Consider the following 14,268-nt stretch of genomic DNA (forward strand, 5'->3'; position numbering starts at 1 on the left):
GGACGGGTCCCTCACGCGTACGGCGTGTCGCACCCGCGACCTAGTGTGGGAGCCATGCCCGACCCGTCCTCGTACCGCCCAGCGGTCGGCAGCATCCCCGAGTCGCCGGGGGTCTACAGGTTCCGCGACCCGAACGGCCGGGTCATCTACGTCGGCAAGGCCAAGAGCCTGCGCCAGCGCCTCAACAGCTACTTCGCCGACGTCGCCGGCCTGCACCCGCGCACCCGGCAGATGGTCACGACCGCGGCCGGCGTGGAGTGGACCGTCGTCGGCACCGAGGTCGAGGCCCTGCAGCTCGAGTACAACTGGATCAAGGAGTTCGACCCCCGCTTCAACGTCCGCTACCGCGACGACAAGAGCTACCCGTCGCTGGCGGTGACGCTGAACGAGGAGTACCCGCGGCTGCAGGTCATGCGCGGCCCCAAGCGCAAGGGCGTGCGCTACTTCGGCCCCTACGCCCACGCCTGGGCCATCCGCGAGACGCTCGACACGCTGACCCGTGTCTTCCCCGCCCGCACCTGCTCCACCGGCGTCTTCAAGCGCGCCGGCCAGATCGGCCGGCCGTGCCTGCTGGGCTACATCGGCAAGTGCTCAGCCCCCTGCGTGGGCCGGGTGAGCGCCGAGGAGCACCGGCGGATCGTCGACGACTTCTGCGACTTCATGGCCGGCCGCACCGACCTCATGGTCAGGCGCCTGGAGCGCGAGATGACCGAGGCGGCGCAGGCGATGGAGTACGAGAAGGCCGCCCGGCTGCGTGACGACCTGGGCGCGCTCAACCGGGCGATGGAGAAGCAGGCCGTCGTCCTCGGCGACGGCACCGACGCCGACGTGGTGGCGTTCGCGCAGGACGACCTGGAGGCCGCGGTACAGGTCTTCCACGTCCGCGGCGGGCGGGTGCGCGGGCAGCGCGGCTGGATCGTCGACAAGGTCGAGGAGATCGGCACCGGCGAGCTGGTCGAGCAGTTCCTGCTGCAGGTGTACGGCGGGATCGACGAGCAGACCGGCACCTCCGAGGCGGGCGAGACCGTGCCCCGGGAGGTCCTGGTCCCCGAGCTGCCGGCCGACGCCGACGTCTACGAGGACCTGCTCAGCGAGCTGCGCGGCAGCCGCGTCAGCCTGCGGGTGCCCCAGCGCGGCGACAAGCGCTCGCTGCTGGAGACCGTCGAGCGCAACGCCAAGGAGGCCTTCGCCCGGCACCGGGTGAAGCGCTCCAGCGACATCACCGCGCGGTCCCTGGCCCTGTCGGAGCTCCAGGAGGCGCTGGAGCTCCCCGAGGCGCCGCTGCGGATCGAGTGCATCGACGTGTCGCACGTGCAGGGCACCAACGTGGTGGCCTCGATGGTCGTCTTCGAGGACGGCCTGGCGAAGAAGTCCGACTACCGGCGGTTCTCCGTCACGCACGGAACCGACGACACCGCGGCCATGGCCGAGGTCGTGCGCCGCCGGTTCGCCCGGCACCTCAAGGAGGAGGCCGACCGGGTCGACGAGCAGGGCGTCGCCGCCGAGGAGGGCCGGCCGCGCCGCTTCGCCTACCCGCCGAACCTGCTCGTGGTCGACGGCGGCGCTCCCCAGGTGGCCGCCGCCGCCCGCTCGCTCGACGAGCTCGGCGTCGTGGACGTCGCCGTCTGCGGGCTGGCCAAGCGGATGGAGGAGGTGTGGCTGCCCGGCGAGTCCGACCCGGTGATCCTGCCGCGTACCTCCGAGGCGCTGTACCTGCTGCAGCGGGTCCGCGACGAGGCCCACCGCTTCGCGATCACGTACCACCGGCAGAAGCGGTCGGCCAGCATGCTGGTCTCCCTGTTGGACGACGTCCCCGGCCTGGGTGACACGCGGCGGAAGGCGCTGATGAAGCGGTTCGGCTCACTGAAGCGGTTGCGGGCCGCGACGCTGGAGGAGCTCGTGGAGGTGCCCGGGATCGGCCGGCGGACGGCGGAGGCCGTCCTGGCCGCCGTCGCCGTCCCCGGCGAGGCCGCGGAGAGCGCCGCGGAGCCCGAGCCGGCCGAGAGCACCCTGGCGCCGCAGGGGCCGGCCGAGCGCGGCACCGCGCAACCCGGTTCCGGCGGCACCGCCGAGGTCGGCCGGGTGCTGGCCGTGGGCGAGGTCGCCTCGTGACCTCCCCGCCCGAGAGCGGCAGCGCACCGCAGGCCGGGCCGCAGCGGGACGTCGCGCCCCCGGCCGACCCCGCCAGCACCGAGACCGCGCCGCTGGACGTCGTCGTCGTCACCGGGCTGTCCGGCGCCGGCAAGAACACCGCGGGACGGGTCCTGGAGGACCTCGGCTTCTACGTCGTCGACAACCTCCCCCCGGCCCTGCTGCAGCCGATGGTGGAGCTCGGCGCGCGCGGCGACCTGCGGCGCTTCGCCGCGATCGTCGACGTGCGCAGCCGGGCGTTCTCCAGCGACCTGCAGGAGTCCATCCGGGCGCTGGCCACCGCCGGGCACCGGCCGCGGGTGCTCTACGTGCACGCCCGCGACGAGGTGCTGGTCCGCCGGTACGAGTCCAACCGCCGGGAGCACCCGCTGCAGGGCAGCGGGCGGCTGATCGACGGCATCGCCGCCGAGCGGGCGCTGCTCACCGGCATCGCCGGGGACGCCGACCTGTGGGTGGACACCAGCGACCTCAACGTCCACCAGTTGCGCGCGACCCTGGAGAACGCCTTCGCCCGGCAGGGGCAGGCGCCGCCGCTGACCGCCACCGTGCTCAGCTTCGGGTTCAAGTACGGGCTGCCGCTGGACGCCGACCTGGTCGTCGACGCGCGCTTCCTGCCCAACCCGCACTGGGTGCCCGAGCTGCGGTCGCACACCGGCCAGGACCCCGACGTGCGCGACTACGTGCTCGGTCAGGAGGCGGCCGGCCCGTTCGTCGACCGCTACCTCGACGTGCTGCGCCTGCTCATCCCCGGCTACCGCCGCGAGGGGAAGCGCTACCTGACCCTCGCCGTGGGCTGCACCGGCGGCAAGCACCGCAGCGTGGCCATCGCCGAGGAGTTCGTCCGCCGGCTGGCCTCCGACGGCGTGCAGGCGGTGGCGCAGCACCGCGACCTGGGGCGCGAGTAGTGGGCGCGCCCACCGCCCCCCGGGTCGTCGCCTTCGGCGGCGGCCACGGGCTGGCCGCGGCGCTCGGCGCGTGGCGGCGGATCACGTCCGAGCTGACCGCCGTGGTGACGGTGGCCGACGACGGCGGCTCCTCGGGCCGGATCCGCCGGGAGATGCCGGTGCTGCCGCCCGGCGACCTGCGGATGGCGCTGGCCGCGCTGGCCGGAGACGACGGGCGCCGCAACGAGATGACGGCGCTGCTGCAGCACCGCCTGGGCGGCACCGGTGTGCTAGCCGGGCACCCCGTCGGCAACCTGGTCCTCACCGGCCTGGTGGAGCTGCACGGCGGCGACACCGTGCGGGCGCTCGACAGCCTCTGCGCGCTGCTGGGCGCCCGAGGCCGGGTGCTGCCGATGGCCGACGTCCCGCTCGACCTCGTCGCCCGCGTGGAGACCGTCGACCCCGACGACCCGGCCCGGACCCGGACGATCCGCGGGCAGGTGGCCATCGCGTCCACCCCCGGCCGGGTGCGCGACATCCTGGTCTCACCGGCCGATCCGCCGGTGCACCCGGACGTGCTGGCGGCGATCGCCGCGGCCGACGTCGTGTCGCTGGGTCCGGGCTCCTGGTACACGTCGGTCCTGCCGCACCTGCTGGTACCGCGGCTGCGCTCCGCGCTCGCGGCCAGCTCCGCCCGCGTGGTCGTCGTGCTCAACCTGGAGCCCCAGCCGGGGGAGACGGACGGGTTCTCCCCGGAGGAGCACCTGCGGGTCCTGCAGGCCCATCTGGACGGAGTGGCGCTGCACACCGTGATCGCCGATGTCGACTCGGTGGTTGACCGCTGTGGTCTGCTGTCAGCGGTGCGCGAGTGCGGTGCCGACCTCGTGCTGGCCCCGGTGGCCGAGCCCGGGGGCGCGCCGCGGCACGACCCCGGGCGCCTTTCGGCGGCGCTCGCCGGCGTGGTCGCGGAGGGGGTGGCGCGTGGCGGGCGCGGCGCCGGTTCGGCGAGGATCGGGTCGTGGGACGGACCGCTCCGTGCGGGGACGGACGGACGAGGGGGAGGGGACGCCGCACATGGCGCCTGAGCAGGCAGCGACCCGGGGGTCGGGCACGGCGTCCCCCGCACTGCTGGGGGAGGACGAGGTGGGGATGACCCCGGGGGGAACGGACGGTCCGACGGCGACCGGGCGGGGGTGGACGACGTGGCGATGACGGCGATGGTGAAGGACGAGCTCTCCCGGGTGGAGTGCTCGCGGACCTCCGAGCGCAAGGCCGAGGTCACCGCCCTGCTGCGCTTCTCCGGCGGGCTGCACATCGTGGGCGGCCGGGTGGTCATCGAGGCGGAGCTGGACACCGGGTCGGTGGCCCGCCGCCTGCGCCGCGACATCAGCGAGGTGTACGGCTACACCAGCGGCGTGAGCGTGCTCGCCGGCGGCAACATCCGGCGCGGCGTCCGGTACCTGGTGCGCATCGCCAAGCACGGCGAGGGGCTGGCCCGGCAGACCGGCCTGGTCGACCAGCGCGGCCGCCCGGTCCGCGGGCTGCCGCCGTCGGTCGTCTCCGGCGGCATCGGCGACGCCGAGGCCGCCTGGCGCGGCGCGTTCCTCGCCCACGGGTCGCTCACCGAGCCGGGCCGGTCGTCGTCGCTGGAGGTGACCTGCCCCGGGCCCGAGGCAGCCATGGCGCTGGTGGGCGCCGCCCGCCGGCTGGGGATCGCGGCCAAGGCCCGCGAGGTCCGCGGCGCCGACCGCGTGGTGGTCCGCGACGGCGACGCGATCAGCGCGCTGCTCACCCGCATGGGCGCCCACGACGCCGTCCTCCAGTGGGAGGAGCGGCGGATGCGGCGGGAGGTCCGCGCCACCGCGAACCGGCTGGCCAACTTCGACGACGCCAACCTGCGCCGGTCGGCGCGGGCGGCGGTCGCGGCCAGCGCCCGCGTCGAGCGGGCGCTGGAGATCCTCGGCCAGGACGCCCCCGAGCACCTGCTCGTCGCCGGCCGGCTGCGCCTCGAGCACGGTCAGGCGTCGCTCGAGGAGCTCGGGCAGCGCGCCGACCCGCCGATGACCAAGGACGCCGTCGCCGGCCGGATCCGCCGGCTGCTGGCGATGGCCGACAAGCGGGCCAAGGACCTCGGCATCCCGGACACCGAGTCCGTGGTGACCGACGACATGCTCGCCCAGTGAGGGTCGGGGTGCCCACGCGGTGGCCGCCCTACGTCCCCGGCCGCCCGATCGGACGGCCGGGGAGCGGACCGGCCGCGGCCCGATAGGCTCGCCGACGACGCGCGGCCGGGCGACCGCCCGGCCGCCACTGCAGCGAACCGGATCTCGGGAGGTCCAGCAGTGACGGTACGGGTCGGTATCAACGGGTTCGGGCGCATCGGCCGCAACTTCTGGCGGGCCGCGGCCGCCAGCGGCAAGGACGTCGAGATCGTGGCGGTGAACGACCTGACCAGCCCGGCCGCGCTCGCCCACCTGCTCAAGTACGACAGCATCCTCGGCGTCCTGTCCGAGGACGTCTCGCCCAGCGACGACGGGATCTCCGTCGGTGACGCGTCGATCAAGGTCCTCTCCGAGCGCGACCCGGCGGCCCTGCCGTGGGGCGACCTCGGCGTCGACGTCGTGGTCGAGTCCACCGGCTTCTTCACCAAGGCCGCCGACGCCCGCAAGCACGTCGACGCGGGCGGCGCGAAGAAGGTCATCATCTCCGCGCCGGCCACCGGTGACGACCTCACGATCGTCATGGGCGTCAACCACGAGAAGTACGACGGCAGCCAGACGATCATCAGCAACGCGTCCTGCACCACCAACTGCCTGGCCCCGCTGGCCAAGGTGCTCAACGACGCCTTCGGCATCGAGCGCGGCCTGATGACCACGATCCACGCCTACACCGCGGACCAGAACCTGCAGGACGGGCCGCACAAGGACCTGCGCCGCGCCCGCGCCGCCGCGCTCAACATGGTGCCCACCTCGACCGGTGCCGCGAAGGCCATCGGGCTGGTCCTCCCGGAGCTGCAGGGCAAGCTCGACGGCTACGCCGTTCGCGTCCCGGTGCCCACGGGCTCGGCGACCGACCTCACCGTCCAGCTGACCCGCGAGGCCTCGGCCGACGAGATCGACGCCGCCTACCGCGAGGCCGCCGACGGTCCGCTCAAGGGCTTCCTCAAGTACACGAACGCGCCGATCGTCTCCAGCGACATCGTCACCGACCCCTCGTCGTGCATCTACGACGCCGGCCTGACCAAGGTCTTCGGCCCGATGGCCAAGGTGCTCGGCTGGTACGACAACGAGTGGGGCTACTCGAACCGGCTCGTCGACTCGGTCGAGCTCGTCGGCGCCTCGCTCTGACGCGGACGATGCGCTCCCTCGACGACCTCCTGGCCGAGGGCGTCTCGGGCCGGCGCGTGCTCGTGCGCGCCGACCTGAACGTCCCGCTCGACAAGACCACCCGGGAGATCACCGACGACGGCCGGATCCGGGCGAGCCTGCCCACCCTGCAGGCGCTGCGGGACGGTGGCGCCCGCGTCGTCGTCGCCGCTCACCTGGGCCGGCCCAAGGGCACGCCGGACCCGCAGTTCTCCCTCGCGCCGGTCGCGGCGCGGCTCGGTGAGCTGCTGGGCACCGCCGTCCCGCTGGCGGCCGACGTGGCCGGCGACGACGCCCGCGCGAAGGTCGCCGCTCTGGGCGACGGCGACGTGCTGCTGCTGGAGAACGTGCGCTTCGAGGCCGCCGAGACCTCGAAGGACGACGCCGAGCGCGGCGAGCTGGCCGACCGGCTCGCCGGCCTGGCCGACGTCTACGTCGACGACGCGTTCGGCGCGGTCCACCGCCGGCACGCGTCGGTCTACGACGTCGCGCTGCGGCTGCCGCACGTGGCCGGCCGGCTGGTGGCCCGCGAGCTCGAGGTCCTGACGAGGCTGACCACCGATCCCGATCGGCCCTACGTCGTCGTGCTCGGCGGCTCCAAGGTGAGCGACAAGCTGGCGGTGATCGAGGCGCTGCTGCCCAAGGTCGACCGGCTGCTGGTCGGCGGCGGGATGTGCTTCACGTTCCTCGCCGCCCAGGGCCACGGGGTGGGCAGCTCGCTGCTCGAGGCCGACCAGGTCGAGACCTGCCGGCGGCTGCTCGCCGCGGCCGGCGGCCGGATCGTCCTCCCGGTCGACGTCGTGGCCGCCTCGGCGTTCAGCGCCGACGCGGAGACCTCGGTCGTGCCGGCCGACGCGATCCCCGGCGACCGGATGGGCCTGGACGTCGGCCCGCGGACGGTGGAGGTCTTCGGTCGCGAGCTCGGCGAGGCCCGCACGGTCTTCTGGAACGGCCCGATGGGCGTGTTCGAGCTGGCGCCGTTCCAGGCCGGCACCCGCGGTGTCGCGGAGGCGGTCGCCGCCGTGGCCGGGCTGTCGGTCGTCGGCGGCGGCGACTCCGCCGCGGCCGTGCGCGTGCTGGGGCTGGACGAGTCGGCCTACGGGCACATCAGCACCGGCGGCGGGGCGTCGCTGGAGTACCTGGAGGGCCGGGAGCTGCCGGGCCTCGCGGTGCTGGCCGAGGGTGGGGCCGCCTGATGGCGCGCACCCCTGCCCCCGCGCCGCGCGAGGGGCGCCGGCCGCTCATCGCCGGCAACTGGAAGATGCACATGACGCACCTGGAGGCCATCGGCCTGGTGCAGAAGCTGGTGTTCAGCCTCAAGGAGCCCCAGCTGCAGGCCGCCGAGGTCGTGGTGCTGCCCCCGTTCACCGCGCTGCGCAGCGTCCAGACGCTGGTGGCCGGGGACAAGCTGGAGGTCGGCTACGGCGCCCAGGACCTGTCGCTGCACGACTCCGGCGCCTACACCGGCGAGGTCAGCGGCGCGATGCTCGCGGCCCTCGCCTGCAGGTACGTCGTGGTCGGGCACTCCGAGCGGCGCGCACTGCACGGTGAGGACGACGCCGTCGTCGCCGGCAAGGTCCGGGCCGCGCAGCGGCACGGCCTGGTGCCGATCCTCTGCGTCGGGGAGGGGCTGGAGGTCCGCCGCGCCGGCGGGCACGTCGCCCACTGCACGGCGCAGCTCGACGCCGCGCTGGACGGGCTGACCGCCGAGCAGGTGCAGTCGGTGGCGCCCGGCGGGGGTGCCGGGTCCGGCGGCGGGTCGGTCCCCGGCGGGTCCGGCGGCGGGTTGGTCCTCGCCTACGAGCCGGTGTGGGCGATCGGCACCGGCGAGGTGGCGACCCCGGAGGACGCGCAGGAGGTCTGCGGCGCGCTCCGATCCCGGCTCGCCGAGCGTTTCGGCCCGGAGACGGCCGCCGTCGTCCGTATCCTCTACGGCGGGTCGGTGAAGGCCGCCACCACGGCCGGGATCCTGGCCGGGCCGGACGTCGACGGTGCCCTCGTCGGCGGCGCCAGCCTGGACACCGACGAGTTCGCCCAGATCTGTCGGATCGCCGCCGACGGCAGCTGACCGCTGCCCGCCGGTGGCGGGGAGCGGGGGACGTGAGCAGCACGCTGGAGCGGACCGGGCGGCGGCGCCCGTCGTGGCTGCGCGGGACCCGCGGCCGGATCGCCGGCCTCGCCGTCGTGGTCGTCCTGGTCGTCGCCGTCGTGGTCGCCTGCGGCGTCGGCCCGGGCGGCCTCGGCGGCGGCCGGGACGCGGGCGATCCGGTCCCGGTGCTCGGCGACGGTGCGGACGCCGGGGTCACGGGCGTGCGGGCGCCCTCGGACGCCGACGGCGGCACCCTCCGCGTGGTGGCCGGGGAGATCGACAGCCTGGACCCGCAGCGCTCCTACTCGCCCGGCGTGTGGAACCTGATGCGGCTCTACACCCGGACCCTGGTCACGTACTCCCCGGTGCCCGGCGAGACCGACTCGCTGGTGCCGGATCTGGCGACGGATCTCGGCAGCACCCCCGACAACGGCCTGACCTGGACCTTCACCCTCCGCGAGGGCGTCCGGTTCGAGACCGGGCAGCCGATCACCTCCCGCGACCTCAAGTACGGCATCGAGCGCTCGTTCGCCTCCGACGTGATCGTCGGCGGGCCCACCACCGTCGTGGACCTGCTCGACGACCCCGCCGACCCCTATCCCGGGCCCTACCAGGACGAGACGCCGGACCGGCTCGGCCTGGCCTCGATCGAGACGCCGGACGACCGCACGATCACCTTCCGGCTGCGGTCGGCCACGCCCGACTTCCCCGCGGTCCTCGCGCTCCCCTCGAGCAGCCCGGTCCCGATCGGCTCGGACACCCGCGAGTCCTACGGGGGCGATCCGGTCAGCTCCGGCCCGTACGCGATCACCTCGATCGACCCGGAGACCGGGATCGTCCTGGACCGGAACCCGGAGTGGGACCGCGCCACCGACGAGGTGCGCACCGCGCTGCCGGACAGGGTCGTCGTCCGCACGCGCCTGAGCGGGCTGGACCGGGACCAGGCCCTGCTCGCCGGCTCGGCCGACGTCGACGTCGCCGCGACCGGGGTCACGATGCCCACCCAGGCGCGACTCGCCGAGGGCGCCGCCGGGGACGTGCCGCTGACCGACCGCGTGGACGAGGTGACCACCGGTGCGGTGCGGCTGCTGGCCCTGCCCACCGACGTCGCCCCGATGGACGACCCGGCCTGCCGGGCGGCGGTCGCGGCCGCGATCGACCGCGGTGCCGTCCAGCAGGTCCTCGGCGGGGCGGACGACGCCCTGGCCACCTCGCGCCTCTGGCCGGCCGGGCTGGACGACGGCCCCGAGGAGACCGACCCGGCCGCCGATCCGGCCGCGGCACGCGAGGCCCTGGGGATCTGCGGGCTGCCGGACGGCTTCTCCACCGTGCTCGCGGTCGCCGACGCCTCGGCGAGCGTCGCCGTGGCCGAGGAACTCGCCCGCCAGCTGGCCGAAGTGGGCATCGAGGTCGAGGTCCGCGCCCTCCCGGCGGCCACCTTCTACGCCCGCGACGTCGGTGACCCCGACAACGTGCGGGCCCAGGGCTTCGGCATGGTGCTGGCCAGCTGGAGCGCCGTGGTGCCCACCCCCTCGGCCTTCCTCGTGCCGCTGGTGGACGGCCGCGCCGTGAGCCGGGTCGGGAACACCAACTACGCGCGGCTGGTCGACCCGGCCGTCACCGGGCTGGTCGACGCCGCCGTCGCCGTCGGACCCGACGCCGGGGCCGCCCGCGGCGCCTGGCGGGAGGTGGCGACCGCGGCGACGGCCACGGGTGCCTACGTGCCGCTGGTCGAGACCCGGGTGCAGCTGCTCGCCGGGCAGCGGCTGCGCAACGCCGTCGTGATGGAGCCCTACAGCGGATACGACCTGGCCACCGCCGGCGTCCGCTGAGCAGGACGCGGGCCGCCGGGTCGCTGACCGGGCGGCCGCGCCGGCTCGGTTACCCTGGGGGCATGGTCGAGTTCGTCCTCAACGTGCTGCTGGTGCTGACCAGCGTGCTCCTCGTGGTGCTGATCTTGCTGCACCGCGGCAAGGGCGGCGGCCTGTCCTCGATGTTCGGCGGCGCGGCGAGCGCGTCCCTGTCGGGCTCGTCGGTCGTCGAGAAGAACCTCAACCGGCTCACCGTGCTCACCGGACTCGTCTGGGCCGTGTGCGTCGTCGCGCTGGGGATCCTGCTCAAGGTCTGACGGAGGCCCGCGCCTCGCCGGCTCGCTGCGGGCCCCGGCAACAGGGCGCGGATACGCGCAAAACGTGACCTGGAACCCGTCTCCCAGGTTCTAGACTCCCGTCGGCGGCGCGACCGCGCCGAGTTCGGGCTGGAGTCCAGCAGGGGGCACTCGTGGCTGGTGGGAACGCGATCCGGGGCACGCGGGTCGGTGCGGGACCGATGGGGGAGGCCGAGCGCGGCGAGGCGGCGCCCCGTCGGCGGGTGGCCTTCTGGTGCGCGCAGGACCACGAGACGCGGGTGGCCTTCGCCTCCGAGGCCGAGGTGCCCGAGCTGTGGGACTGCCCTCGCTGCGGCCTGCCGGCCGGCCAGGACCAGGCGGCGCCCCCGCCGGCTCCGCGCACCGAGCCCTACAAGACGCACCTCGCCTACGTGCGCGAGCGCCGCACGGACGCCGACGGAGATGCCCTCCTCGAGGAGGCGCTGGCCAAGCTCCGGGCCCGCCGCGGCGCCTGAGCGCTGCGCCTAGCAGCCGTCGCGGGTCGGGCAGGGACGCCAGGCGGCGATCTCGTGGTCCCAGTACCGCAGCTGCCGGTCGGCCGGCTCGGCGGCGACGGCGCCGGTCGGCGGGGCGGGGGCGGAGCGCTGCGCCGTCGCCGGGGTGGCGGCGGAGCGCTGCCGGAGCAGGTCGGCGGTCATGGTGTTCCTCCGGGATGCCGGGCTCGGTGGTGCCGAGCGTGGTGCGGGGTTCTGGCAGCGCGCTGTCGGCCCGGTGTCACGCGTCCGGCCGGACACCGGCCAGGTCGACCCGGGCCAGGTGATCGGTGGTCAGGAAGGCCCGCTGCAGGTCGGTCCCGAGCCCGTCGAACGGCGAGGTCTGCGAGCGGTGCTCGGAGATGGCGGCGGTGCGCCGGTCGAGCACCGCGGTCGCGTCGAGCACGTCGGTGATCTCGTCGTCGGGCCGGCCGAGGTACGCCGGGTCCAGCTGCAGGTAGACCGTGCCGGGGCGCAGTGCCCGCATCTCCGTGAGCCACCGGCGCATGAGCGCGTTGGGCAGGCAGTGCTCGACCAGCAGCGGTCGCGGTTCCGGTAGCGCGCGCAGCGCCGTCCGGGCTGCCGCGCCGACGTGCCGGTGGTCGCGGTGCCCGTCGCTGCCGTCGAGCACCACCACGACGTCGGGCAGCAGCTCGCGGAGCAGCCCGCCCAGGACGCCGGCGACCTCGTCGACGCCGGCGGCGCACAGCGTCCCCGGCTCCGGGTCACCGGCGAAACCGGAGTCGCGCCAGCCGAGGAGCTCGACGCGGGCGGCGCCCAGCCGGCCGGCGGCCGCGCGCAGCTCGGCCTCCCGGACGGCGCCCAGGTCACCGGTGCGGTCGGTGCCGCTGCCGGGACGGACCTCCCCGGCCTCGCCGCGGGTCGCGCAGGCGATGGTCACGTCCGCACCCAGCAGCGCGGCGCGGGCCAGGACGGAGCCGCAGCCGAAGGCCTCGTCGTCGGGATGCGCGACGACGGCCAGCCAGCGGTCACCCGAGTGGACGTCGTGCAACAGGTCGCGCGCGCTGGGGCGGGAGCCGGTGGTGGCGGGCCGTGCGGTCATGCGGCAAGCCTCGGGGCGAGGACTTGCGGCCGGCTAGGAGTCCTGCTCGGACGGCCCCTCGTCGGCCGCCGGCAGCCGGCTCGCCGCCGCCGCGTCGAGCAGCCACCGCGTCGCGCGCCGGCCGTGAACGCCGGCGGCGGGGATCTCCTCCGGCGCCGCGCCGCCCAGCGCCCGGGCCACCGCCTCGGCCTTGCCCTCACCGGAGACCAGCAGCCAGACCTCCTCGGCCGAGGTGATCGCCGGGAAACCCAGGCTCACCCGGGTCGGCGGCGGCTTGGGGCAGTCGCGCACCGCGATCACGGGCCGGTCGTCCCGGACGGCGGGCGAGTCGGGGAAGATCGACGCGACGTGGCCCTCGCCGCCCACGCCGAGCAGCAGCACGTCGAAGCGCGGCAGCGTCGCCCCCTCGGGGGCGGCGGCGGCCAGCTCACCGGCGTACCGGTCGGCGGCGGCCTCGGGGGAGTCGTCACCGGCGTCGGAGGCCGGCATGGCGTGCACCCGCTCGGGCGGCACCCCCACCGGATCCAGCAGCGCCTCCCGGGCCCCCCGCTCGTTGCGCTCGGCGTCGCCGGAGGGCACGAACCGCTCGTCGCCCCACCAGACGTCGACGGCGGTCCAGTCGACGCGCTCGCGGGCCGGCTCGGCCGCCAGCTCGGCGACGTGCCGCAGCACCGCCGTCCCGATCCCGCCGCCGGTGAGGACGACGGACGCGGTGCCGTGCACGGCCTGGGCCGCGGCCAGCCGCGCCACCAGCGCCGCGGCCACGGCCCTGGCGAGGATCTCGGCGTCGGGCTGGACGACGACGTCGGGCACGGGCCGGTCGCCGTCCCCGCTCAGCTCGGCGGCGATCCGGTCGCCCGGGGAGCGGCTCACGAGACCGACCCCGCGGGCACGGTCGGCGGGCCGTCGCCGTTCCCGGTCCTCTCGGCGGTGTCGCCGGGCCGCGCCGGGTCGAACCACACGTGGTCGCGCACCGGGGAGCGGGCCGACAGGTCGGGCACGCCGGTCGCGGCCTCCAGGGCCTCGGCGTAGGGCTCGTCGGGGTCCAGGCGGCGCAGCTCCTCGCCGAGCAGGTCGCCCAGCGGCCGGTCCGGCAGCGCCACCGTGGCGTCGGGCCGGTAGGGCTGGGTCAGGACGGCGCCGCCCCGGCGGTCGGCGCGGACGGCGACCTCCTCCTCCTGGTCGAGCTGGAGCACCACCGAGTCCACCCCGCTGGGCCCGGTCCGGCGGCCGCCCTCGACGACCTCGACGGTGCTGCCGCTGCGGGAGGACAGCCAGCCGGCGAGCAGCCGGGCCGATGCGTTGCCGGGGTCGCCCTCGACGCGGCCGCCGAGCACGCGGACGGCATCCCCGCGCCGGCCGGAGACGGCGTCCAGCGTGGAGGTCAGCGCCGCGCGCCAGGGGGTGGCCCGGGTCCACGCGAGGTCGGTGTCGCCGGGGGCGTAGTCGGCGGCGCGGGTGCGCAGCGCGGCCAGGTGGTCCTCGGCGAGGGAGCTGTCGGTGATCCGGCGGTCGGCGATCACGGCCAGCGCGTCGGTCTGCATCCGCTCGGGTGCGGGCGCGTGCCACCACGCCACGACCGGCGCGTCGGCGGCCAGCAACGGCAGCACCACGGACTCGGCGTGCAGCGCCAGGCGGCCGTACATGCGCATCACGACGGCCTCGCCCGGGCCCAGGCGCCCGCCGATGAGCACCTCGGCGTCCAGCCGGGGCAGCGGCGCGTCGATCTGCCGGCGCACGACCACCAGGATGCGGCAGGGGTGCTGCGCGGCGGCGGCGGTCGCGGCCTCCTCGGCCTCGGCGACGCGGGCCTCGTCGGCGACGACGACCAGCGTGAGGGCGACGCCGGAGAGCACCGCCCCGCCGGTCCGCCGCTGCACGGCCAGCTCCTTGACGACGGCCGAGCCGGTGGTGTCCCAGAGGGTCGTCATCGGATCTCCCAGCCTCGGGTCGGGTGCGGGGAGCCAGGTCCCCGCGGACGGGTGGAGCGGGGGGGGGGGGGGGCGCGGGGGGGGGGGGCGGGCGGCCCCCCCCCCGCGCCTCGGCGGCCCGCATCTCTTCGGCCGCCCCCGCCCC

General features: G+C 75.8%; 14 protein-coding genes. 10 read left to right on the forward strand and 4 right to left on the reverse strand.

The features are described from left to right. The first annotated feature begins 54 nt into the window (after positions 1 to 54). The 10 genes from uvrC to ACK586_RS04780 all read left to right on the forward strand — a co-directional run bounded on the left by uvrC (position 55) and on the right by ACK586_RS04780 (position 11,111). Positions 55 to 2,112 (forward strand): excinuclease ABC subunit UvrC, encoded by a 2,058-nt coding sequence (gene uvrC, locus ACK586_RS04735; RefSeq protein ID WP_409329301.1) that lies wholly within the window; start codon positions 55 to 57, stop codon positions 2,110 to 2,112. Continuing rightward, positions 2,109 to 3,056 (forward strand): RNase adapter RapZ, encoded by a 948-nt coding sequence (rapZ, locus tag ACK586_RS04740; RefSeq protein WP_409329302.1) that lies wholly within the window; start codon positions 2,109 to 2,111, stop codon positions 3,054 to 3,056. Before uvrC ends, rapZ begins: the two co-directional genes overlap by 4 nt. Then, complete coding sequence (locus tag ACK586_RS04745) at positions 3,056 to 4,120, forward strand: gluconeogenesis factor YvcK family protein (protein WP_409329303.1); 1,065 nt, start codon at positions 3,056 to 3,058, stop codon at positions 4,118 to 4,120. Before rapZ ends, ACK586_RS04745 begins: the two co-directional genes overlap by 1 nt. A 108-nt stretch (positions 4,121 to 4,228) precedes the next feature. Then, on the forward strand, positions 4,229 to 5,218 hold the full coding sequence (gene whiA, locus ACK586_RS04750) for a DNA-binding protein WhiA (RefSeq protein WP_425330368.1): 990 nt from the start codon (positions 4,229 to 4,231) through the stop codon (positions 5,216 to 5,218). A gap of 159 nt (positions 5,219 to 5,377) precedes the next feature. Next, a complete protein-coding gene (gene gap / locus ACK586_RS04755; protein ID WP_409329304.1) occupies positions 5,378 to 6,382 on the forward strand; it encodes a type I glyceraldehyde-3-phosphate dehydrogenase in 1,005 nt (334 codons plus the stop codon). Positions 6,383 to 6,390: 8 nt separating this feature from the next. After that, positions 6,391 to 7,596 (forward strand): phosphoglycerate kinase, encoded by a 1,206-nt coding sequence (locus tag ACK586_RS04760; protein ID WP_409329305.1) that lies wholly within the window; start codon positions 6,391 to 6,393, stop codon positions 7,594 to 7,596. Beyond that, a complete protein-coding gene (gene tpiA, locus ACK586_RS04765) occupies positions 7,596 to 8,468 on the forward strand; it encodes a triose-phosphate isomerase (protein WP_409329306.1) in 873 nt (290 codons plus the stop codon). The genes ACK586_RS04760 and tpiA overlap by 1 nt, the downstream gene beginning before the upstream one ends. A gap of 32 nt (positions 8,469 to 8,500) precedes the next feature. Next, positions 8,501 to 10,321 carry an ABC transporter substrate-binding protein gene (locus ACK586_RS04770; RefSeq protein WP_409329307.1) on the forward strand — a complete coding sequence of 607 codons (1,821 nt, stop codon included), beginning with the start codon at positions 8,501 to 8,503 and terminating at the stop codon, positions 10,319 to 10,321. Between the two features lie 62 nt (positions 10,322 to 10,383). Beyond that, the gene (gene secG / locus ACK586_RS04775) at positions 10,384 to 10,617 is read left to right on the forward strand and encodes a preprotein translocase subunit SecG (RefSeq protein ID WP_409329308.1); all 234 of its coding nucleotides are present in this window, start codon (positions 10,384 to 10,386) and stop codon (positions 10,615 to 10,617) included. Positions 10,618 to 10,769: 152 nt separating this feature from the next. Then, positions 10,770 to 11,111, forward strand: coding sequence for an RNA polymerase-binding protein RbpA (locus ACK586_RS04780; protein ID WP_409329309.1), 342 nt, complete (start codon positions 10,770 to 10,772; stop codon positions 11,109 to 11,111). Positions 11,112 to 11,120: 9 nt separating this feature from the next. On the opposite strand, the gene ACK586_RS04785 is transcribed toward ACK586_RS04780, so the two are convergent. The 4 genes from ACK586_RS04785 to ACK586_RS04800 all read right to left on the reverse strand — a co-directional run bounded on the left by ACK586_RS04785 (position 11,121) and on the right by ACK586_RS04800 (position 14,123). Then, positions 11,121 to 11,294: a hypothetical protein gene (locus tag ACK586_RS04785; protein WP_409329310.1), complete on the reverse strand. Its 174-nt coding sequence runs from the start codon at positions 11,292 to 11,294 to the stop codon at positions 11,121 to 11,123. A 76-nt stretch (positions 11,295 to 11,370) separates the two neighbouring features. Continuing rightward, positions 11,371 to 12,192, reverse strand: a complete 822-nt coding sequence (locus ACK586_RS04790; RefSeq protein ID WP_409329311.1) for a PIG-L deacetylase family protein — start codon at positions 12,190 to 12,192, stop codon at positions 11,371 to 11,373. A 33-nt stretch (positions 12,193 to 12,225) separates the two neighbouring features. Next, on the reverse strand, positions 12,226 to 13,065 hold the full coding sequence (pgl, locus tag ACK586_RS04795) for a 6-phosphogluconolactonase (protein WP_409329312.1): 840 nt from the start codon (positions 13,063 to 13,065) through the stop codon (positions 12,226 to 12,228). Next, entirely contained in the window at positions 13,062 to 14,123 is a 1,062-nt protein-coding gene (locus ACK586_RS04800; protein WP_409329313.1) for a glucose-6-phosphate dehydrogenase assembly protein OpcA, read from the reverse strand. The genes pgl and ACK586_RS04800 overlap by 4 nt, the downstream gene beginning before the upstream one ends. Positions 14,124 to 14,268 lie beyond the last annotated feature (145 nt).

Origin of the sequence: Trujillonella humicola (genome assembly GCF_046233715.1) — a bacterium.
Taxonomy (GTDB): Bacteria; Actinomycetota; Actinomycetes; order Mycobacteriales; family Geodermatophilaceae; genus Trujillonella; species Trujillonella humicola.